This is a genomic window from Methylobacterium sp. ARG-1, assembly GCF_001262595.1.
GTDB lineage: Bacteria > Pseudomonadota > Alphaproteobacteria > Rhizobiales > Beijerinckiaceae > Methylobacterium > Methylobacterium brachiatum.
In genome coordinates this window covers 58708-79887 of sequence record NZ_LHCD01000024.1, presented here as the reverse complement: position 1 = coordinate 79887, position 21180 = coordinate 58708, and the positions used below count along the sequence as shown (strand labels likewise).

The window sequence follows — 21180 nt, the reverse complement described above, 5'->3', positions numbered from 1 at the left end:
GGAACCCCATGGTTGCGAGAACGGAAACCTTCCAGGGCGGCCTCGACGACGTGCGCGCCTTCTGCACGGTGGTCGATCTCGGCACCGTCACGGCCGCGGCCGCGAGCCTGCGGGAAACCAAGGGCAGCGTCAGCCGGCGCCTGTCCCGGCTGGAGCGGGCGCTCGGCACGAGGCTGATGGCCCGTACCTCGCGGGCGGTCTCGCCGACCGCGGAGGGGCTGGCCTTCTACGCCAAGGCCCATGAGAGCCTCGCGCTCCTCGACGAGGCCGCCGAGACCGCCCGCGACGCCCGGACGGTGCCGGCCGGCCATCTGCGCCTGACCACCTCCATCGATTTCGGCATCGAGGTGATGCCGGAGATCGTCGCGAGCTTCCGGGCAGCCTATCCGCAGATCACGGTGGAGATGCTGAACACCGACGCCCGCCTTGACCTGGCGGCCAACCGGATCGACCTCGCCCTCCGGCTCGGCGGCGCGGAGGAGACCGGCTACCGGGCCGTCGTCCTGGCGACCCTGTCGGTCGGCCTCTACGCCGCGCCCGCCTACCTGCTGCGCCGCCCGGCGCCCGCCGACCTGGCCGGGCTCGACGCGCACGACCTGATCCTCTCGCGGGATCGGCCGGGCTCGGGCGCCCTGCCCCTCACGGACGGCCGCGGCCGGACCGAGCGGATCGTCCTGAGCCCAGCCATCCGGGTCAGCGACTTCGCGACCGTGCACCGCCTGACCCTGGTGGGGGCCGGGATCGGCCATATCCCGAGCCTTGTCGCCGCCCGCGCGGTCGCGGCGGGCCAGCTCGTGCGCGTGCTGGCTCCCTGGGCGAGTCGCGGGGCGGTGCTGCGCGCCGTGACCCTGGCCGGGCGCGATCTGCCGGCACGGGTCCAAGTCTTCCGGGAGCATGTGCGCGGCGCGTTGAGGCTGTGCGGCGCGCATGACGGGGAGCCGCTTTCTAGCGACGAATACAATCAAGACTTGTAGATCTTAAATATCGACGCTTGTTCATCGCGCGATTGAGACAATCTTACGATTTGGCGTAGCGGGATGTTGAGGGCCTCGGCGCACCATGGGCGTCGCGGTTTCCCGGGCCGCTCGGCGGGCGATCCGGTCTTTATCCCTTGCCCCGGCGCATCCCATTTTCCAGCGGACACCCAACATGCCCCTTCGCGACCGGCGCCTGCAGCCCTTGCTCCTCGTCGGGACGGTGGTTCTGGCGGGTCTGTGCGTCGCGCCGCACGCGGCCTGGGCGACGCTGTCGGCCACGACCCGGCTCGTCCTGCAGAAGGGACGTCACTACGTGCCGACCGACCTGTTCCTGCGGCGCGGCGACACGATCACCCTGCGCAACGAAGATGCCAACCAGACCCACCACGCCTTCATCGAGGCGGACAGGTTCTCCTTCGATGCCGGCGATCAGGAGCCCGGCACCGAGACCCGCCTGGTCCTGAAGGAGCCGGGGGATTTCGTCATCCAGTGCGGCATCCACCCGAAGATGAAGCTGACCATCCACGTCCAGTAGCGGGTGGGCGGGTGTGGCTGAGCCCGGCCCGGCTCAGCCCTCGCTGTCGTGAGCGAGGCCGAGGCCGCGGATCAGGTCGCCGATCGGATCGATTGTCTGGGCCGCCTGCGCGGGTGCCGGGGTCGGTGCGGCGGCGACAATCGGCTCGACGACGGCCGCAGTGCGGTCCAGGCCGGCATGGCGCAGGCGGGCGGTCCGACGCAGGCCGCGATCCGCCACCTTCACCCGGTTCGCCACGAGCGTCTTCCGCGCCTTCTCGGCGGGAGCGACCAGCGCGCTCGGCAGCGCCGGGGCCGTGACGGCGCCCGGCGGCAGTGCGGCGGCCAGCCGGGGCGACAGCAGGTCGGAAGCGGGCGCGCGCGCAGTCTCGGAGACGGCGGGTTCGGGCTTGATCGTGCCGGCCATCCGGGCCGGCGGATCCATCCAGGTCGACGGCGCGGCCTGCGCCGCCTCTGTCCGGACCGGGCGCGGCTGCACCTCGTAATTGCCCGGATGCAGAGTATGGGCGGCTACGACCAGGCCGAATACGGCGATCGCGGTCGTCGCAAGGGTGGATCTGTAGTGTTCCATGACGGCAGAACGAACAGCCAAGGTCATGGTTCCGCTTGACCGAAGCTCCGGGCCCAGGGCGCGGATCTCAGGCGTATATCCCGCGGCGGATACAGCACAGAAAAAAGGCCACTCCCGAAGGAGCGGCCCGAAGTCTAGGGAGGAAACGCCCAAGAAGGGCAGCGGGATCGCGACGCCATCGCCATCCCGCACTGCACAGATAGGCTACCGCATTGCGGCATGCAACAGACCGAGGTTTGTTTCTGCATGCATAGATGACACGGCCTGGCTGTTGAGATGCGCGTCCAGACCATAGCTCCGGCCGGTCAGCCGTCGTTCTGCGGCTCGTCATGCCCGATGAGCCGGTCCACTTCGGCCAGGGCGACCGCCCGGGCGGCCCCCTCGGAGGCATGCGGGCGGTACGAGCCGCGGACCAGCTTGCCGCGGTCGCGGATCGCCCACGTGAAGCGGCCCGGGTCATGCCGGCTCGGCCTGACCTCGACCGTGTAGAGATGCCCGCCATTCGCACCCATGACCCGCATGTGCGGATTCCCGCGCGCCGGCCCAGGGGGTGCGACCGTGGGCGGCAGCCCGGCGGTTACCGGGCGGCTTTCGGGCGGCCGGTCTCCGGCCGATCCGGCGCGACCGGCCCCTCGGTCCGGGTGCCGAGCCAGACCACGTGCTTGGGTCCGCTGCCGCGGCCGCTGGCGTGGACGCGGGCCTCCTCGACCGCGAAGCCGGAGCGCTGCAGCCGCGATTTGAACTTCCGGTCCGGGGCGCCCGACCAGACGGCCAGGATGCCACCCGGCCGCAGGGCCCAGCGGGCCCGCTTGAGGCCCCAATTGTCGTAGAGCCGGTCGTTCGAGCGGCGCATCAGCCCCTCCGGGCCGTTATCGACGTCGAGCAGGATGGCGTCGTACTGGCCCGGCCCCGCCTGGATCAGGCGGTTCACGTCGGATTCCTGCACGTCGACCCGGGGGTCGTCCAGGCAATCGCCGAAGACATGGGCGAGCGGGCCGCGGGCCCAGGCGATCACGGCCGGCACCAGCTCGGCCACCACGACCCGCGCGTCCGGGCCGAGACCCTCGAGCGCCGCCCGCAGGGTGAAGCCCATGCCCAGGCCGCCGATCAGCATCCGGGCCCGGGGCCGGTCCCTGAGCCGCTCGCAGGTCATCGCGGCGAGCGCCGCCTCGGAGCCGCTGCGGCGGTTGTTCATCAGCTCGATCGTGTCGGCCAGGATCGAGAACTCGTCGCCCCGCTGCATCAGGCGCAGATCGGTGCCGCCCCCCGGGACGGAGCCGGTGTCGAGATGAACCCAGGGTATCACGGACGTTTCCTCGATTGGCGGTGCGGCCGGTCCGGGACCGTCGGCACGAAAGATCACGGCGAGAGCGGGGCCGCGGGCGGGTTCGGCGCTGCGCGCGGCGCAACCCCCTGCGCGGCGGTGCCCCCTGCCACGCGGGATCGCGCTGGCGTATCAGCACCTATGGCTAAGCGCATCAAGTCGAGACCCCAGGAACGGGGCTTCATTCTGTTCGACGTCGTCTTCGAGGACGGCTCCCGGGCCTCGAACCGGCGCGTCCCGGCCGAGATCCTCGGCGGGCTGGACGGCGACGAGCCGGCCCGGCAGGTCATCGCCGAGCAGGAGGAGGAGATCGCCCTCAAGGCCGGACGGCCCGGCCGCGAGATCCAGAGCCTCACCCGCTCGCCGATCATCAAGCCGAAGCCGATCGCCTGACCGGCCGGGCCGGCAGTCCGGATCAGACCGCACCCTCGACCACTTCGAGCGCCCGCAGGATCGCGAAGCCGATCCGCTCCGCCTCCCCTTCCGTGTCACCCGCCGCCGGCAGCAGCGCCACCGTCTCGACGGCGTGCTCGTCCTCCGGGCCGACCACGATCCGGAACACGTCGCCCTCCTGGGCGGCCGGGTCGCGGATCAGGCCGACCCGGTGGCCCGCCGCCGCACCGAACAGGCGCATCGGCGGCTGCCCGGGATCGGGCTCCGGGGGCGCGGCCGGGCGGGGAGCGCCGAAGGTCGGGCGGATGACGTTGTCGTCGGACATGCCGAACCAGCCTCCTCAGGCGCGTGCGAGACCGGCGGTGGCCAGCACCGCGTCGGCCAGCACCTCCATGCCGGCCCGAGCCCAGTCCGGCGTGATGCTCTCGGCCTCGTTGTGGCTGATGCCGCCGTGGCACGGGCAGAACACCAGGGCCGCCGGCACCATCCGGGCACAGTAGACGGCATCGTGATAGATCGCGGTCGGCATCCGGGTCCAGGCATGGCCCCGCGCCTCGGCGGCCGCCTGGACGCGGTCGACCAGCACCGGGTCGAAGGGCGTGAGCGGCGCGCGCCAGAACTCCTCGACCCGGATCGTGACGCCCCGCTCTGCGGACAGCGCGTCGGCCCGGGTCAGGATCTGCCCGCGCATCGCCTCCAGCTGCCCGGGATCGCCGTGGCGGGTGTCGAGGCTGAACCAGACCCGGCCCGGGGTGATGTTGCGGCTCGCCGGCTCGGCCTTCAGGACCCCCACGGTGGCGCGGCCGCGCTCGCCCTCCGGGCCGACGGCGTCCCGGGCGATGTCCTCCAGGGACCCGATCAGCGCCGCGGCGGCCATCATGGCGTCGCGCCGCCCGGCCATGGGACTGCCGGCATGGGCCTCCTCGCCCAGCACGGTGATCTCATACCAGATCTGGGCGAGCGCGCGGTCGACCACCCCGATGGTCAGGCCGGCATCCTCGAGGCGCTTGCCCTGCTCGATGTGCAATTCGAAGTAGGCGCCGATCCCGCGAAGAGCCGCGGGATCCGCCTCCCCCTGCCAGCCGATCCGGCGCAGCTCTTCGCCGAAGACGCGGCCGTCGAGATCGCGGGTCTCCATCACGTCGGCCTCCGGGACGATCCCCATGGCGACGCCGCTGCCGCTCATCGGCGGGGCGAAGCGCGCGCCCTCCTCGTTGCACCAGTTGATCAGCAGGAGCGGCGCCTCGGTCTCGATCCCGGCCTCGTGCAGGGCGCGCAGGATCTCCAGCCCGGCGAGCACGCCGAGCGGTCCGTCGAACTTGCCGCCGGTGGGCTGGGTGTCGAGATGGCTGCCGATGGCGACCGGCTTCCGGCCCGGGTCCCGGCCCGGCCGGTGGAAGATCATGTTGCCGATCCGGTCCACGGTGAGCGTCAGCCCGATCGCCTCGCCCCAGCGCTGGAACAGGGCGCGCCCCTCGGCGTCCCGGTCGGTGAGGGTCTGCCGGTCGTTGCCGCCGTTGGGGAGCGCGCCGATCCGGGCGAGCTCCATCAGGCTGTCCCAGAGGCGCTCCTGCGAGAGCGGGAGATTGGTGCGATCCATGCTGGTGTGATCCCGCGCGCCCTGGCCGGCCGTATACCGGAGCCGACGAGGTTAGGCCGTGATGCCGCGCAGCACCAGGGACGGGGCGGCGGGGGCGGACATCGTCGGTCAGAGGCGCGGATCGGGGAAGTCCTGCGCGTGCAGGCTCCAGATCGCCCGTCCATCCTCGGCGGTCACGTAGACCGCGTTGGCTCCGAGCTCGGCCAGATCGAGATCGATCCGCTTGGCCGCAGCCACCGCGGCCGCGTCGCCGGCAGCCTTGAAGGCCTGCCGGTACAGGTCCGGGCCGAGCATCCCGTCCGGCTCGCGGCGGATCGCCCGGAAGATGTAGCTGCGCATCAAAAAACCTGGAACGATACGGTATCCGAGCATCGTGGGTGCTCACCGCCGACGTGGATACAGTCTCAACGGCGCCGAGACCGCATCACGAAATGCTTTACGCCGGGTTTGCTCGGCCCGCCGGCGGGCTCGCGGCGTCGACCCGGTGCCGGAGACCCGTGACGACATGTCAGGGCGCGGGGCGGCGCCGGACTTGGATCGATTCGCCGACAACCGAATTGACGCTGGCTTGTGTCGCAGCAGGTTGTCGGGTGCCGGGCCCGACACAGCCGCTTCGGGGGATTGAATGGCGTTGGCCTCCACGGCGACCTCCGCCCTGCAAGATGCGGGATTTGTCGGGACCTGGGACACGGATGTCCTGGCCGGCCGCTCCGTGCTCGACGCGGGCGCGGCCACCCTGCTGTCCGGAAATCCGAGCTTTGCCGGCAAGCCCCTGCCGCTGGACGTGGCCCTGGGGCGCATCCACCCCGAGGATCGCGGCTGGGTGTTCGACCGGATCCGCAAGGTGCGCCGGACCGGCGGCCTGGTCTCGCTGGAATTCCGCGTCCTGAGCGCGACCGGCGAGGTCCGCTGGATCCTCAATCGCGGCCGCCTGGCCCCGGATACCGGCGGGGCGCTGCGCGGGCGCGGCGCCTATATCGATGTCACGGATCTCTATCCCAGCTCCCTCCCGGCCGGGCTGGACGCGGACGCGGCGCAGATCAAGCATCTGGAATCCGCTGCCGACCAATGCATCCGGGTCCATTCCGCGCTCGATCGCTACGGCGACGAGAACCTCCGGCTGATCTCGAGCATGCTGCTGCTCGGGATCGGCCGGGCGCTCGCGCAGCGCGACCCGTAAGGCCGGGGCCGGAGCGGTCTCAGGTCCGCCAGGGATGGGCCGGGAGCTCGGTCTGGCCGATGGCCTTGGCACCGGCCTCCGCCACGGTGTGATCGTTCTCCACCGTGGAGCCGCTGACGCCGATCGCGCCCGACATGACACCGTCGGCGTCGACGATCGGGATACCGCCCGGGAAGGTGATCAGTCCGTCATTGGAATGCTCGATGCCGTAGAGCGGGCCGCCCGGCTGGGACAGCTGGCCGATCTGGCCGGTCATCATCCCGAAGAATACCGAGGTCTTGGCCTTCTTGTGGGCGATGTCGATCGAGCCGACCCAGGCATCGTCCATGCGGTGGAACGCCTTCAGGTTGCCGCCCGAATCGACGACCGCGATGCACATCTGGGTGCCCAGCTCCTGGGCCTTCGCCCGTGCCGCGGCGATCGCCCGCTCGGCCTGCTCAATCGTGACGTGCATGGTACCTCCCTGGTTGACCCCGGGTCGGCGCAGGATCGCGGAGAAATTCCATCGAACCCGAGCGTCTCCCGTTCTGGGTGAGAAGGCCCGAGCGGACGGCGCCGGTCAACTCCGGATCAGGCCGATCGCCCGGCCCGGCCTCCGCGGACGACAGGCCGGGCACCCGCCTTGCACGGGGTCATGGGCGCCCGGCCATGCGGCCGTACCGGAGACAAAAGGGCAAGAGACCCCGGTACAACGTCAGGACCCGACCGGTCCGGCGTGCCGCCTGGTGGCACGGGGCGCTCGGTCGGGATGTGGCCCGCCGCAGATGGGCTGCGGCGGGCCCGCTGTCACTGATACGAATTTACCGGTCTGGCCCGGGCGGCGCTCACAAGCGCGTGAGGGCCGCCCGGGTTCGGATCCGCCTCAGGCGGCGCGGTCCCGGGCGGTCCGGATGCGGTCGAGCAGATCCGCCGCGAGGCCCGCGCGCGCCTCCGCGTCGGCGCAGGCCTGCCGCCAGACCAGGCGCCCCGCGCGCAGGATGATCCCGTCCTCAGCCGGCATCGGCGGCAGGGGCCGGTCGGGCCGGATATCGGCCGCGACGCCCTGGGGACCGCCGCTGAGCCGGGCCACGCCCAGCCCGCAGCAGGCGGCCCGCAGCCGCGCCAGGGTGAACAGGGCCAGGACCGGCGCCGGCGGCGTGCCGAAGCGGTCCTCGACCTCGCCGGCGAGCGCCTCGATCGCCTCACCGTCACGCAGGCGCAGCAGCCGTGTGTAGAGGCTCAGGCGGATTTCCGGCTCCGGGACGTAATCCGCCGGGATCCGGCTCGGCAGCCCGATCTCGATCTCCGGGCTCCAATCCTCGGCCGGCTCGCCCTTGGCGGCGGTGAGCGCCAGCTGCAGCAGGTGCTGATAGAGGCCGAGCCCGACCAGCTTGGCGTGGCCGGCCTGGTCCTCGCCGACGAGGTCGCCGGCGCCGCGCAGGTCGAGGTCGCGGGCGCTGACCGCGAAGCCGGCGCCGAGGCGGTCGAGGGCCTCCAGGGCGCGCAGGCGCTGCAGGGCCTGCGGCGGGGGCGGCGCGGCCGGATCGCTGAGCAGGTGCACGACTCCGCGCCGCTGGCCCCGTCCGACGCGGCCGCGCAACTGGTGAAGCTGCGCCAGCCCGAACCGGGCCGCCTCCCAGACCAGCATCGTGTTGGCCCGGGGCACGTCGAGCCCGCTCTCCACGATGGCGGTGGCGAGCAGCACGTCCCCGTCCCCGTCGGCGAAGCGGACCATGACCTCGTCCATGGCCGAGGGTTTCAGGTCGCCATGCGCCACCAGCACGTCGAGACCCGGGACGAGGCCGCGCAGGCGCTCGGCCATGGGGGCGATGTCCTCAATGCGCGGGCAGACGACGAAGCTCTGCCCGCCCCGGCGATGCTCGCGGATCAGGGCCTCGCGCACCGCGTCGGCCTCGAACGGCGCCACCACGGTCCGGACCGGCTGGCGCATCACCGGGGGCGTGGCGATCACGCTGAGGCTCTGCAGGCCGACGAGCGCCGCCTGGAGGGTGCGCGGGATCGGGGTGGCGGTAAGCGTCAGAACGTGTCCGCCCTCGGCGAGGCGGCGCAGGTCCGCCTTCATCTTGGCGCCGAAGCGCTGCTCCTCGTCGATCACGGTCAGGCCGAGATCGGCGAATCGCACGCCGCGGCCGGCGAGCGCCTGGGTCCCGACGACGAGCTGGATCGAACCGTCGGACAGCCCGGCCTTCACTCGCTTGGCCTCGGCCGGCGAGACCAGGCGCGAGAGCTGCGCGACCTCGATGCCGAACCGGCCGAACCGCCGGCGCAAGGTCTCGGCGTGCTGGCGGGCCAGCACCGTGGTCGGGGCGATCAGCGCAGCCTGTTTGCCGGCAAAAATCGTCGCCGCCAGGGCCCGCAGCGCGACCTCGGTCTTGCCGAAGCCGACATCGCCGCAGACCAGCCGGTCCATCGGCCGGCCGGAGGCGAGGTCGGCCATCAGCGCATCGACCGCGGCGGCCTGGTCCGGGGTCGGGGCGTAGCCGAAGCCGGCGGCGAACCGCTCCATGTCGCGGGAGGGCGGCGCCAGGACCGGAGCCTCGGTGTCGCGGCGGGCGCGGGCGGCCTCCAGCATCGCCCGGGCGGTGCGTGCCATGGTGGCCTCGGCCGCCAGGCGGCGGCGGGCCCAGGTGCCGCCGTCGAGCTTGTCCAGGGTGACGGCATCCGGCTCCGGGCCGTAGCGCCAGATCCGGTCGGCCTGGGTCACCGGAACCATCAGGATCGCGTCGCCGGCAAAGCGCAGGCGCAGGGCCTCGGAGGGTTCGGAGGCGGCTTCCGCGGCAATGCCCGCCGGCGTCTCGACCGGCTCGAGCCCCTCGAACACGCACAGGCCGTGCTCGCGGTCGACCGCGACGTCGCCGGGGCGCAGGTCGACCTCGCCCATCGGCAGGATCGCCCGGGCGGTGCCGGCGACGGCGGCATCCGGCCCGAACAGGTCCGCCGCGGCGAACACCGTCGCGCCCCTGGCGGGAACCTGGAAGCCGGCCCCGACCGGCGCCTCCAAGGCGAGGATGTCGCCCGGGGCCGCGTCGGCGAGGTCGGACCAGCCGTCGATCAGCCGGACCGGGCGCTCGGCAATCTTGCCGGCCTGGCGCACGAGGCGCCGCAGCGGCTGGCGGGAGCCGGCCAGGACGACGATGTCCCCGGCCTTCAGCCGCTCGCGCATCGCCTTGGCGAAGGCCGCCTCGGGCCGGCGCTCCCGAGCGAAGACCGGCACCGCCACCGGCTCCGCCGCCGCGTCCGTGGCGACCGCACGGGTGCGCTCCGCCACGGCGGCCCGCCACGCCTCGGGGGCGAGGTAGAGCCCCTCGCCGCCCTCCGGCCGGGCGCCGCGCGGCGCCCGGCGGGCTCCGGCCTCGTCCATCTGCTCGTAGAAGGCGTCGACCCGGGCCTGGGTCCCGTCCTCGACCACCAGCCGGGCTTCGGGCATGTAGTCGAGCAGGGTGACGAGACGGGGATAGTAGCGCTCGAGGCGATGCTCCTGCCCGGTGAAGGGCTCGAAGCTCTGGCCAGAATCCGGCGCCAGGATGATCTCGGTGGCCGGGTCGATCACCAGATCCGCGACCTCGGCGACGGAGCGCTGCGAGATCGGGTCGTAGGAGCGGATCGCGGTGACGCGGCCCTCGGCATGCTCGATCCGGCAGGGGCGCGGGGCGGCGGCGGGAAACACCTCGATGGTGCGGCCCCGGACCGCGATCTCGCCCGGCTCGTCGACCCGCTCGTCGAGGATGTAGCCGAGGCGCTTGAGGTCGGCCATCGCGGCGGCGACGTCCAGGGCGTCGCCGACCCGAAGGGTCACCCGGGCATCGGCCCAGGTCTCGGGCGGGGGTACGCGCTGGATCAGCGCGGGAGCGGTGGTGAGCACGAAGCCCGGCAGGGCGTCCCGGTCGGTGAGCCAGCGCATCGTGGCGGCCCGGGCGCCCATCATGCCCCGCGAGGGCGAGGCGTGGTCGAGCGGCAGGCAATCCCATTCCGGGTAGACGGCGACGCGCGCCTCGGGGTCCAGGGCCCTGAGGGTGGCGGCCAGTTCGTCCAGCCGCCGAGCATCCCGGGCGACGTGGACCAGGGGGGCCGTGCCCTCGGCTAGGTCGAGCAGCGCCACCGCCAGCGCGCCGGTGGGCATCAGCGGTGCGTCCTCGGTGTCCGGATGGGCGACCGTCTTCGTCCTGCGCTTGGCCATCTATGATCCGAACCTGTCCCGGCCGCTGGAAACGCCGGTCGACGGTTAGGGCTCCCGGCCGCGGCCATCCGATCCACAGACCCGATGCCGCATTCGAAAGGGCTTGCGTCCCGGATCCGGGCCGCCGCCCCTCGGGGTCAGGCCTCGTCGAGCCAGAGATCGCCGCTCGCCAGCGGCGCGCGCAGGACGTGGCGGGCGCCCTCGGTGAGCGCCCGGTCGGGGCCGGGCTGGCGCAGGTAGGTGGCAAGATCCCGGGTCAGGCGCTCCAGCGGGTGGTCGCGCAGGAAGCCCTGCAGGCCGACCGAGCGCTGTGCCCGTTCCAGGAGGTCGAGCCCGGCGCGCTCCACCGCGAGGCGCGCGAGATTCACGTAGGCGATGATCCCGTCCGGATCGCCCTCGTCGCCCACGATCGCGGCCGCCCGCGCGACCCAGAGGCGCGCGGTCTCGGCGGCGATCACGCCCTCGCCGAGACGGGCGAGCTGGTGCGGATCCTCGCCGCGGCCGGTGGCGACGAGATGGCCGCGCCAGGCGTCGAGCAGCGCCTCCAGGCCGCCGAGCTGCACCGCGAGGAAGCGCCAGGCGCCCCCCGAGAAATGCGGCTGCGCCTGGTAATCGTCGGGCGCGCCGACCGGCGTGAAGCGGTCGGCGCCCAGCCCGGTAAAATCCACGGTGCCGGTGGCCGAGGCCCGCATCCCCTGCGCCCGCCAGGCGGAGAGGTCCGCCCGCTCGCCGGGTTCGAGGGCGACGACGATCATCTGCGACCCGGGCGCGGCGGGCTGCGCGGTCACCAGGGCGCGGGTCACGAACCCGGCCCCCGACGCGAAGGTCTTCACGCCGCGCAGGACCGGGGTGCCGTCGGTGCCGTCGATCTTGAGGCCCCGGCCCGGCGGCTCGGTGTTCCAGACCCCGAACAGATGGCCTTGCGCGGCATCCGCCAGCAGGGTGTTGCGTGCCGCGCCGCTGGCAAAGCGGGCGACGAGCTGGACCGCGTTGACGTGGCCCTCGTAGACGCGCCCGAGCGCGAGGCTGCCGGCCCCGATATGCGTCAGCACCGCGCGCAGGATCGCCCCGTCCGGTTCCTCGCCGAGACCCGCGCCGCCGTCACGCCGGGGGACCGGCGCGGCCAGCAGGCCGACCCGGGCGAGTTCGGCGACATCCTCCGCCGGAAAGCCGCCGTCGTGATCGTGGCGGCCGGCCCGACGCGCCGCCCCGGCCGCGACCGCGCGGGCCGCCGCAACCGGATCGCTCCGCGTGCCCCAGGCGATGTCGTCGAGTCTGAGGTCCACGGCTGCTCCGGTCATGACGAGCCCAGCCCGTCACCCTGGATACCGAATCCGGGGTGACGGGCCGGGGCTTTGGCTTGCCATCATCGTCTCCCGAACGTCGGCGATCACCCCTCGGGAGCACACTGCCCACGGGCAACTTGCCGCTCCGGGTTTCGGCCTGCCGTGCGACGATACTGCACATCGCAAACCGGCGGGCAGTGGCTCAAGCGCGGACAGCCTGGCGGCGCGGCGATCTGCACCGGGCAGCCGGACTCAAATCTGCACCCATGCGTTGTAGGGAGAACCGGCTTAACAAGTCGGCAGGCCGCGGGCGGTCGCCCCAGTTTGGGAGGTCGGTGCCGTGAGCTATGACGCAGCCGTGTCGCGGAACGAGACCATGTCCTGCCCGTCGGGCTTCGAACGCCATCATCCCCAGCGCCTCGCGGCGCTGCACAGCTATTCCGTTCTCGACACCCCGCCGGACCCCATATTCGACGACATCGCCCGGATCGCCGCGGCCTCCTGCGGCACCGCGCTGGCGCGGATCACCTTCGTCGATGCCGACCGGCTCTGGACCGCGGCCGCCATCGGCGGGGACGGGCCGGAGCGGCCCCTCGACGCCGAGCTGTGCATCCGGACCCTGTGCCAGCCGGGCGCCCTGGTGCTGCAGGACGGCACCGGCGCGCCGGGCCTGGGCCTCTACGCCGGTGTCTCGCTCGTCACCCCCGATGGCTGGGCGATCGGCACGCTCAGCGTCCTCGCCCCCGAGCCGCGCGGCCTGACCGGGCCGCAGGTCACCATCCTGGAGGGGCTCGCCCGGACCCTGATGAGCCTGCTCGAGAGTCGGCGCGCCGCCGCGGCGCGCCACCGGGACGAGGCGCTGCTCCAATCCCGGGCGGACCGGCTGGAGGCGCAGGTCGCCGCCCAGACCCGCGACCGCGACCGGGTCTGGAACCTGTCGCCGGTGCTGAAGATCGTCTCGGACAAGAACGGGCAGGTCCAGTCGGTCAATCCGTCCTGGAGCCGGGCGCTCGGCTGGTCCGAGGACGAGACCCTGGGCGGGAAAGCCATCGACTTCGTCGTTGCCGCGGAGCGCGAGACGGCGCTGTCGGCGCTCCGGCCGCTCTGCGAGGGCCGCCGGGCCGAGGATGTCGAGCTGTCGTGCATGACCCGCGACGGCGACCGGCGGCGGGTGCTCTGGACCGTCGTGCCGGAGGACGGGCTGTTCTACGGCTTCGGCCGCGACATCACCGAGCAGCGCCAGGCCGAGGAAGCCCTGCGGCAATCGCAGAAGCTGGAGGCGATCGGCCAGCTCACCGGCGGCGTCGCGCACGACTTCAACAACCTGCTGACCATCATCCGCTCATCCGTCGAGTTCCTGCGCCGGCCGGACCTCGCCGAGGAGCGCAAGCGCCGCTACCTCGACGCCGTGTCCGACACGGTGGACCGGGCCGCCAAGCTCACCGGCCAGTTGCTGGCCTTCGCCCGGCGCCAGGCCCTTAAGCCCCAGGTCTTCGATATCGGCCAGCGCCTGCGCAGCATCGCCGACATGATCGACTCGGTCACCGGTGCCCGCATCCATGTCGAGACCGACCTGCCCGACAGGGCCTGCTTCGTGCGGGCCGACGAGAGCCAGTTCGAGACCGCGCTGATCAACATGGCGGTGAACGCCCGCGACGCGATGGACGGGGAAGGCAGCCTGACCCTGCGCCTCGAGAGCGGCCGCCCGATGCCGCCGATCCGCGGGCATGCCGGCGCCGTGGGGCCGTTCGTGGCCGTGGTGGTGATCGATACCGGGGCCGGTATCCCGGCACCCGACCTCGGCCGGATCTTCGAACCGTTCTTCACCACCAAGGAGATCGGCAAGGGCACGGGGCTCGGGCTCAGCCAGGTCATCGGCTTCGCCAAGCAGTCAGGCGGGGATATCGACGTGGCGAGCGAGCCGGGCCGGGGCACCCGCTTCACCCTCTACCTGCCGCAGGTCGACGCCCCCACGAAGGCGGCGGATCCGAACCGCGACGACCGCCGGGAGGCCGAACCGCAGCGGAGCCTGTGCATCCTGGTCGTGGAGGACAATCTCGGGGTCGGCCGCTTCTGCACCCAGATCCTCGAGGATCTCGGCCACGCGCCGATCTGGGCGAAATCCGCCGAAGAGGCGCTCACCGAGCTCGAGCAGACGCCGAACCGCTTCGACGCGGTCTTCTCGGACGTGGTCATGCCCGGGATGGGCGGCGTCGCCCTCGCCCGCCATCTGCAGCGCAGCCGGCCGGAGCTGCCCGTGGTCCTGACCTCCGGCTACAGCCACGTGCTCGCGACCGACGACGCGCACGGATTCGCGCTGGTGCGCAAGCCCTATTCGGCCGAGCAGCTCGCCCAGGTGCTCTACGAGGCGACGCAGCGCCGGATCGGGCGGGGAACAAGCCCCCCGCTCTCCGGTTGATGCGATGCAGCATGGCGATGGCGTCGCCGTGCTGCTGCCCCTCGTGGGCGTTTCCTCCCAAGACTTCGGACCGCTCTTTCGGGGGCGGTCCTTTTTTTGTTCCAAGTCCTGCTTCACCCTGACAGATAACAACGCCAGCTGCGGCAAAAGGTTCTCAGAAACCTCTCATGGTTTTCGGCCTCACGGGCTGGACGTCGATCCGGCCTCCAGCGCCAGCAGCGCGAAGGTCGCGAGCCAATGCTCGCCCATATAGTCGCCGGTCACATGCGGGAGGCCAGCCTCCAGATGGGCCTCGGCGGCGGCCCGGAGCGGCGGGCGGCGGGGGTCGTCCGGGTCGAGAGCGGCGGCGAGCGCGCGGAAGCACCAGGCGCGGCTGAGGTTCAGCCCGTCGAGATGGGCGATCTTGCCGTCGCTGCGGTCGGTCACGCTGGCGGGCCGGAACAGGGTCGCGGGCCGCCCCGCCGCGAGATCCGGCAGGAACCGGTCGAACCAGGGCCGGAACGTGTCCGGCGGCAGGAGGCGACGCAGGCATTCGGCCTCGATCAGCGCGGAGGACAGGAAATCGTCGCCCCCGGGCTCGCCCCAGGCGGGGCAATCCGTGTCCGCCCCGTACCAGCGCTCGGCGGTGCGCAGCAGCAGGTCGAACAGGGCTCCGTCGCCCGCGCCCTCGGCGTAGTCGGCCGCCAGCCGCAGCGCGAAGGCGGTGTTGAAATGCGTGCCGACCCGCACCGGATAGGGCGCGACCGGCAGGAATTCCCGCACGCGATCCGCGATCATCGCGGTGAGCGGCGCCAGGGCCTCGGCCCAGCGGCGCTCGGGCAGGCGGGACAGTTCGTCGGCGAGCTTCAGGAGCCAGGCCCAGCCGTAGGGCCGCTCGTAGCCCCGGGCGGTCGGGGCGGCGAAGTAGGCGCATTCCCCGGCCACCTTGTCGGGCACCAGCTGCGCGTCGAACCGCGTGCGGATTGCCCCGGCCTGCGCCCCGTCGGGGAAACGCCGCAGCACCCGCGCCAGCAGCCAGTATCCGTGGACGCAGGAATGCCAATCGTAGCTGCCGTGGAAGACCGGGTGCAGCGCGGCGGGGGTACGGGCATCCTCGGGGCCGGCCAGGACGTGGCCCGGCTTGTTCGGATATTCGCGGGTGACGTGGCCGAGGGCGAGTGCCGCGAAGCGGGCACCGATCTCCGGGGTGAGCGCGTGCGGCATCGCGGAACTCCCAATGCGGCGCCGGGCGCTTTGCCGGCGCGGTGCGAGACGGTTATCGCAAGCCCGGCCGGCCGGGCAGTCCGCCGGCCCGGTCTCATCGGGACTTTCCATGCGCCGTGCGCCGATCGCCGCCCTCGTCGTTACGCTCGCGATGCCGGCCGCGGCGGCGCCGGATCCCAGCCGGGACGTGCTCTGGGCCGCGCTCAAGACCTGCGTGCTCGCCAAGCGGATCGCCGACCGGACGTTTCCGTGCCTCTCGGTCGATCTCGGCGACAAGGACCGGCCCGGCTCGGCGGTGCTGCGCGCGCCCGGCGAGCCGACCCACATCGTGGTGATGCCGACCGAGACCACGCCCGGGCTCGAAGCCCCGGTCCTGCGCGGGCCGCGCGGGGCGGCCTATTGGCGGGCGGCGCTGGCGGCGCGCCCGTTCGTGTCGGATGCCCTGAAGGGCAGGCTGCCGCTTGAGGCCGTGGGGCTCGCGGTCAACTCCGCTCGGGGTCGGAGCCAGGATCAGCTCCACATCCACCTCGATTGCCTGAAGCCGAGCGTGCTGGCCGCCGTGAAGGCACATGGTCGCCAGATCCGCGGGACCTGGACGCGCTTCCCGGTGGCGCTCGCCGGGGATCGTTACCACGCGATGCGGGTGCCGGCCGCCGAAGCCGAGCGCTTCAACCCGTTCGCGGCCCTGCGCACCCTGCCGGGCCCCCGGCCGGACCTGCACCGGACCAGCTTCGCGGCGCTGGCCACGCCGCCGGGCGATCCCGAACCGGGTTTCCTGCTGCTGGCCTACCGGGCGCCGAGCGCCAGCGCCGAGGACGTGATGGACCATAGCTGCGCCGTCGCCTCGGGCCGCGGCGGCGCCTGACCCGGCGTCCTAAGCGACGCCCGCCGGCGGCAGCGCGTCCATGAGCTGGCGCAGGAAGCCGCGTACCGCCCGGGGCAACCGCCGGTCGCGCATGGCCTGGATCTGGATGCCCCGGGCGAGGCTCGCCCGGGCGCGGATCGGCAGGCTGATCAACGCATTCAGGTCCACCGGCGTCCGCACCGACAGCGCCGACATCAGCGCGAGACCGCGCGAGTTCCGGACGAACGGCAGCAGCGTGGACAGGTTGTTGGCGGTCAGGACCGGCTCGACCACGATGCCCTCGTGCAGGCAGGCGGCCTCGAACACCTGCCGCAGGGTCGTGTCCCGGGTCGGCAGGGCGACGGGATAATTCGGCAGCTCGGACAGCTGCACGACCTTCGCCTGCGCCAGGGGATGATCGGGCGCGGCCAGCACCCGCATGTCGACCTGCCCGTCATACAGCACCTCGACCTGCTTGGTCGGCGCGAGCGCGAAGGTGATGCCGAGATCGGCCTCGCCGGCGGCCACCATCTGGGTCACCTGGGCGGGGGGCAGCACCGTCACCTCGAAGCGCAGGCCGGGATGTGCCGCGTGGAAGGACGCTACGGCGCTTGGCACGATGTCGAGCGAAAACCCCTCGGAACTCGCCACCCGGATCAGGCCCCGGGCGAGCCCCTCCAGCTCGCGGATCTCGGCGATCACCTGCTCGGAGCGGATCAGCATCTGGTGGGCGTGCTGGGCTAGAAGCTCCCCGGCCGGGCTCGGCACCATGCCGCGCGGGCGCCGCTCGAACAGGACGCAATCAAGCTCGGCTTCGAGGTTGGCGATCTGCCGGCTGATCGCCGAGGCGGCGACGTTGAGCTGGGACGAGGCCGCCGCGATAGAGCCGGTGCGGGCGACCGCCAGGAAGTAGCGCAGCCCGGTTGCCTGCATTATCCTGCCTCGATATCATTTATACCGCAGTCCCGTTGCCGAAACGGCAATGCAGCGCTCGCCAAATTCTACTTGTTGCGATCCCAGATGCACAACATCATCGCAGGGTGAAAAACGCGGCAGTCGCGGAGTCTCTCCGGGCATCCTGCCGCTCCGCCGTCGGAGACGGAGTCGACATGCCGGTACGGACGATCCCCCTCACCGCTTCCCTGGCAGCGTCCCTGATTGCGCTGGTCGCTGCGAGCCCGGCCCTGGCCGGCAAGGCCAACGACACCCTGGTCTACGCCTCGGACAGCGAACCCGAGAACGTCAGCCCGTATCACAACAGCGCCCGCGAGGGCGTGATCCTGGCCCGGAACTGCTGGGACACATTGCTGTATCGGGACCCCAAGGACGGCAGCTACAAGCCGATGCTGGCGACCGCCTGGACCTGGGCGGACGACACGAGCCTCGATCTCACGATCCGCGAGGGCGTGACCTTCCACAACGGTGACCCGCTCGGGCCGGAGGACGTGGCCTTCACGTTCAACTACGTGCTGACGCCCGAGGCCCGCACGGTCACCCGGCAGAACGTCGACTGGATGAAGTCCGTGGAGGTGACCGGCCCGCATACGGTCCGCATCCACCTTAAGGCGCCGTTCCCGGCGGCGCTCGAATACCTCGCCGGACCGACCCCGATCTTCCCGGCCAACTACTTCAAAAAGGTCGGCCTCGACGGCTTCGCCAAGGCGCCGATCGGCAGCGGCCCGTACCGGATCACCAAGGTCGATAGCGGCCGCGGCGTCAGCATGGAGCGATTCGACAAGTACTGGTCCGGCAGCCCGCTCGGAAAACCGAAGATCGGCAAGCTGCAGTTCCGCGTCATCCCGGACGGCGAGAGCCGGATGGCCGAATTGATGACCGGCGGCGTCGACTGGATCTGGCGGGTGCCGAGCGACCAGGCCGAGCAGCTGCGCGCCGCACCCAACGTCACCGTGCTCAACTCCGAGACGATGCGGGTCGGCTTCCTGCAATTCGACACGCTGGGCCGGGCGAAGGAGAACTCGCCGCTCAAGGATGTCCGCGTCCGGCAGGCGATCTCCTACGCCATCGACCGCAAGGCGATGGTCGACAACCTCGTGCGCGGCGCCTCGCGGGTGATGAACGCGCTGTGCTTCGTCGACCAGTTCGGCTGCACCGACCAGGGGGTGATGCGCTACCCCTACGACCCGGCCAAGGCCAAGGCGCTGCTCAAGGAAGCCGGCTATCCGAACGGCTTCGAGATCGATCTCGGCGCCTACCGGGAGCGCGACTACGCCGAGGCGGTGATCGGCTATCTCGGTGCCGTCGGCATCAAGGCGCGGCTCAACTACCTGCGCTACGCGGCCTTCCGCGACGCGCTGCGGGCCGGCAAGACCTCGATCGGCTTCCAGACCTGGGGCTCGTTCTCGGTTCTCGACGTCTCGGCCTTCGACGGGGTGTATTTCCGCGGCGGCGAGGAGGACCTGACCAAGGATCCGCAGGTGATCGCCGACCTCCAGAAGGGTGACGGCTCCACCGATCCGGAGACCCGCAAGGCCGCCTACACCAAGGCGCTCCAGCGGATCGCCGCGGAGGCCTACGCGCTGCCGATGTTCTCCTACTCGACCAACTACGCCTTCACGTCGGACCTGACCTTCACCGCCCAGCCCGACGAGGTGGCGCGCTTCTACGCGGCGTCGTGGAAGTGATGGTGGGGGCCGTGACGCACCGCGCCCCCTTTCCCGTGCGGGAGACGGGACCCGCGATCCGCCCGGGTTCCGAAGGCGGGAGCCAATCCGGTCCGCATCGCCGAAAGGAAGCCTGAGCCATGCTGGCCTTCACGTTCCGGCGCGTGCTGGTCGCCCTGGCGGTGGCCTTCACGGTCTCGGTGGCGAGCTTCCTGCTCCTCCACCTCTCGGGTGACCTCGCGACCGCGATCGCCGGACCCGAGGCCACCGGGCCGCAGATCGCGCAGATCCGCCAGGATTACGGGCTCGACCAGCCGATGCTGACCCAGTTCCTCACCTGGGGCTGGCGGGCGCTGCACCTCGACTTCGGCAATTCCTTCTACTTCCGCGAGAGCGTGATCGACCTGCTGGCCGCCCGCCTGCCGATCACCCTCTATCTCGGCTTCATCGCGCTCGCCGTGGCGTTGTTCGTGGCGATCCCGCTCGGCGTCGTCGCCGCCGTGAAGCGGGATACCTGGATCGACCGGACGGCGCTCGCCGTCTCGGTGCTCGGCCAGGCGATGCCGAGCTTCTGGTTCGGCCTGACGCTGATCCTGATCTTTTCCGTGAATCTCCGTTGGCTGCCGGTCTCGGGCAACGCCAGCTGGCAGAACTTCGTCCTACCCGCGGTGGCGCTCGGCTATTACGCGATGCCCGCCGTGATGCGGCTGACCCGCAACGGCATGCTGGAGGTGCTGGCCTCCGACTATGTCCGCACCGCCCGCGCCAAGGGGCTGCCGCCCCGAAAGATCCTGGTGCGGCACGCTTTGCGCAACGCCGTGATCCCGGTGATCGCCCTGTCGGCGGTGCAGTTCGGCTTCATGCTCGGCGGCTCGATCGTGATCGAGGCGGTGTTCTCGCTCCAGGGGCTCGGCCAGCTCGCCTGGGAATCCATCGCCCGCAACGACTTCCCCGTCGTCCAGGCGATCGTGCTGGTTCTGGCCATGATCTATATCGGCCTGACGCTCGCTGCCGACCTGCTGAACGCCTTCCTCGATCCGCGCCTGCGCCAGGCCTGAGGATGGAGCCCGCCATGAGCCTGCCCCCCGACACGGCGGCGCTCGCCGCCCCCGCCCTGCCGCCGGACGCGCCGATTGCCCTCGCGCCGGTGCCCTCCCCCACCCGCCTGATCCTGCGGCGGGGCCTGCGCCACACCGGCTTCCTGATCGGGGCCGGGATCCTCGGGCTGATCGTGCTGGCGGCGCTCGCCGCGCCGCTCATCGCCCCGCACGATCCCTACGCGCAGGACGTGTCCCGCCGCCTGATCCCGCCGATCTGGCAGGCCAAGGGCACCTGGGACCACGTGCTCGGCACCGACAAGCTCGGCCGCGATTATCTCAGCCGCCTGCTCTACGGCGGCCAGATCTCCCTGCTGATCGGGATCTCGGCGGCTTTGATCTCCGGGCTGATCGGCACGGTGCTCGGATTGTGCGCCGGCTATTTCGGCGGCTGGGTCGATTCGGTGGTGAGCTACATCGTGACCACCCGGCTCGCCATGCCGGTGGTGCTGGTTGCGCTCGCCATGGCGGCGCTGGTCGGCGGCTCCCTGAAGGTGGTGGTGCTGGTGCTGGGCTTCCTGCTCTGGGACCGCTTCGCCGTGGTGACGCGCGCCGCCACCCAGCAGATCCGCAATCAGGATTTCGTCTCGGCCGCCCGCGCCGCCGGGCTGACCGACCTGCGGATCATCCGCCAGGAGATCTTGCCCAACATCATGAACGCCCTGATCGTCGTGGCGACCCTGGAGATGGCCCATGCGATCCTGCTGGAAGCCGCCCTGTCGTTCCTCGGCCTCGGCGTGCAGCCGCCCCTGCCCTCCTGGGGCCTGATGATCGCCGAGGGCAAGCAGTACATGTTCTTCCAGCCCTGGGTGATCACCATCCCCGGCGTGGCGCTCCTCCTCCTCGTGTTGGCGATCAACCTCCTGGGGGACGGCCTGCGCGACATCACCGCCCCCGAGGCGCGCAACTGACCGCCTCGCCGGGCCAGCGCCCGCCGACAGGTTACCAAAATGT

General features: G+C 71.8%; 20 protein-coding genes. 9 read left to right on the top strand and 11 right to left on the bottom strand.

Annotated features, from left to right (window positions below; translation table 11 throughout):
- Positions 1-8 precede the first annotated feature (8 nt).
- Positions 9-974 carry a LysR family transcriptional regulator gene (locus AKJ13_RS20435; RefSeq protein ID WP_007565168.1) on the top strand — a complete coding sequence of 322 codons (966 nt, stop codon included), beginning with the start codon at positions 9-11 and terminating at the stop codon, positions 972-974.
- A 175-nt stretch (positions 975-1149) separates the two neighbouring features.
- Positions 1150-1512 carry a hypothetical protein gene (locus tag AKJ13_RS20430; protein WP_007565169.1) on the top strand — a complete coding sequence of 121 codons (363 nt, stop codon included), beginning with the start codon at positions 1150-1152 and terminating at the stop codon, positions 1510-1512.
- 33 nt (positions 1513-1545) lie between these two features.
- On the opposite strand, the gene AKJ13_RS20425 is transcribed toward AKJ13_RS20430, so the two are convergent.
- The 3 genes from AKJ13_RS20425 to AKJ13_RS20415 all read right to left on the bottom strand — a co-directional run bounded on the left by AKJ13_RS20425 (position 1546) and on the right by AKJ13_RS20415 (position 3388).
- Positions 1546-2082 (bottom strand): hypothetical protein, encoded by a 537-nt coding sequence (locus tag AKJ13_RS20425; RefSeq protein ID WP_050735002.1) that lies wholly within the window; start codon positions 2080-2082, stop codon positions 1546-1548.
- A 305-nt stretch (positions 2083-2387) separates the two neighbouring features.
- The gene (locus AKJ13_RS20420; protein ID WP_039903324.1) at positions 2388-2594 is read right to left on the bottom strand and encodes a hypothetical protein; all 207 of its coding nucleotides are present in this window, start codon (positions 2592-2594) and stop codon (positions 2388-2390) included.
- A gap of 65 nt (positions 2595-2659) precedes the next feature.
- On the bottom strand, positions 2660-3388 hold the full coding sequence (locus AKJ13_RS20415; RefSeq protein WP_050735001.1) for a hypothetical protein: 729 nt from the start codon (positions 3386-3388) through the stop codon (positions 2660-2662).
- Between the two features lie 159 nt (positions 3389-3547).
- Between AKJ13_RS20415 and AKJ13_RS20410 the strand changes: the two genes are divergently transcribed.
- Positions 3548-3799 carry a hypothetical protein gene (locus tag AKJ13_RS20410; RefSeq protein WP_007565173.1) on the top strand — a complete coding sequence of 84 codons (252 nt, stop codon included), beginning with the start codon at positions 3548-3550 and terminating at the stop codon, positions 3797-3799.
- A 22-nt stretch (positions 3800-3821) separates the two neighbouring features.
- Here AKJ13_RS20410 and AKJ13_RS20405 read toward each other — a convergent pair whose 3' ends face one another.
- The 3 genes from AKJ13_RS20405 to AKJ13_RS20395 all read right to left on the bottom strand — a co-directional run bounded on the left by AKJ13_RS20405 (position 3822) and on the right by AKJ13_RS20395 (position 5738).
- On the bottom strand, positions 3822-4124 hold the full coding sequence (locus AKJ13_RS20405; protein WP_007565174.1) for a hypothetical protein: 303 nt from the start codon (positions 4122-4124) through the stop codon (positions 3822-3824).
- Between the two features lie 15 nt (positions 4125-4139).
- Positions 4140-5399 carry a Zn-dependent hydrolase gene (locus AKJ13_RS20400; RefSeq protein ID WP_050735000.1) on the bottom strand — a complete coding sequence of 420 codons (1260 nt, stop codon included), beginning with the start codon at positions 5397-5399 and terminating at the stop codon, positions 4140-4142.
- A gap of 108 nt (positions 5400-5507) precedes the next feature.
- On the bottom strand, positions 5508-5738 hold the full coding sequence (locus AKJ13_RS20395; RefSeq protein WP_050734999.1) for a hypothetical protein: 231 nt from the start codon (positions 5736-5738) through the stop codon (positions 5508-5510).
- 286 nt (positions 5739-6024) lie between these two features.
- Between AKJ13_RS20395 and AKJ13_RS20390 the strand changes: the two genes are divergently transcribed.
- Positions 6025-6579, top strand: coding sequence for a PAS domain-containing protein (locus tag AKJ13_RS20390; protein ID WP_050734998.1), 555 nt, complete (start codon positions 6025-6027; stop codon positions 6577-6579).
- Between the two features lie 19 nt (positions 6580-6598).
- On the opposite strand, the gene AKJ13_RS20385 is transcribed toward AKJ13_RS20390, so the two are convergent.
- The 3 genes from AKJ13_RS20385 to AKJ13_RS20375 form a co-directional block, all read right to left on the bottom strand.
- A complete protein-coding gene (locus AKJ13_RS20385; RefSeq protein ID WP_050734997.1) occupies positions 6599-7033 on the bottom strand; it encodes a heme-binding protein in 435 nt (144 codons plus the stop codon).
- Between the two features lie 408 nt (positions 7034-7441).
- Entirely contained in the window at positions 7442-10756 is a 3315-nt protein-coding gene (locus AKJ13_RS20380) for a DEAD/DEAH box helicase (protein WP_082317040.1), read from the bottom strand.
- A 137-nt stretch (positions 10757-10893) separates the two neighbouring features.
- Positions 10894-12042 carry an acyl-CoA dehydrogenase family protein gene (locus AKJ13_RS20375; RefSeq protein ID WP_200905667.1) on the bottom strand — a complete coding sequence of 383 codons (1149 nt, stop codon included), beginning with the start codon at positions 12040-12042 and terminating at the stop codon, positions 10894-10896.
- 376 nt (positions 12043-12418) lie between these two features.
- On the opposite strand from AKJ13_RS20375, the gene AKJ13_RS20370 reads away from it, so the two are divergent.
- Positions 12419-14461: an ATP-binding protein gene (locus AKJ13_RS20370; RefSeq protein ID WP_244471667.1), complete on the top strand. Its 2043-nt coding sequence runs from the start codon at positions 12419-12421 to the stop codon at positions 14459-14461.
- A 180-nt stretch (positions 14462-14641) separates the two neighbouring features.
- On the opposite strand, the gene AKJ13_RS20365 is transcribed toward AKJ13_RS20370, so the two are convergent.
- Positions 14642-15664 carry a DUF2891 domain-containing protein gene (locus AKJ13_RS20365; protein WP_050734995.1) on the bottom strand — a complete coding sequence of 341 codons (1023 nt, stop codon included), beginning with the start codon at positions 15662-15664 and terminating at the stop codon, positions 14642-14644.
- 109 nt (positions 15665-15773) lie between these two features.
- Here AKJ13_RS20365 and AKJ13_RS20360 point away from each other — a divergent pair, with 109 nt between their 5' ends.
- The gene (locus AKJ13_RS20360) at positions 15774-16529 is read left to right on the top strand and encodes a CDP-diacylglycerol diphosphatase (RefSeq protein ID WP_050734994.1); all 756 of its coding nucleotides are present in this window, start codon (positions 15774-15776) and stop codon (positions 16527-16529) included.
- 9 nt (positions 16530-16538) lie between these two features.
- Here AKJ13_RS20360 and AKJ13_RS20355 read toward each other — a convergent pair whose 3' ends face one another.
- Positions 16539-17441 (bottom strand): LysR family transcriptional regulator, encoded by a 903-nt coding sequence (locus AKJ13_RS20355; RefSeq protein WP_050734993.1) that lies wholly within the window; start codon positions 17439-17441, stop codon positions 16539-16541.
- 176 nt (positions 17442-17617) lie between these two features.
- Between AKJ13_RS20355 and AKJ13_RS20350 the strand changes: the two genes are divergently transcribed.
- The 3 genes from AKJ13_RS20350 to AKJ13_RS20340 all read left to right on the top strand — a co-directional run bounded on the left by AKJ13_RS20350 (position 17618) and on the right by AKJ13_RS20340 (position 21137).
- Positions 17618-19150, top strand: coding sequence for an ABC transporter substrate-binding protein (locus AKJ13_RS20350; RefSeq protein ID WP_050734992.1), 1533 nt, complete (start codon positions 17618-17620; stop codon positions 19148-19150).
- 119 nt (positions 19151-19269) lie between these two features.
- Positions 19270-20187, top strand: a complete 918-nt coding sequence (locus AKJ13_RS20345) for an ABC transporter permease (RefSeq protein ID WP_050734991.1) — start codon at positions 19270-19272, stop codon at positions 20185-20187.
- 14 nt (positions 20188-20201) lie between these two features.
- Complete coding sequence (locus AKJ13_RS20340; protein ID WP_050735023.1) at positions 20202-21137, top strand: ABC transporter permease; 936 nt, start codon at positions 20202-20204, stop codon at positions 21135-21137.
- Positions 21138-21180: the final 43 nt, after the last annotated feature.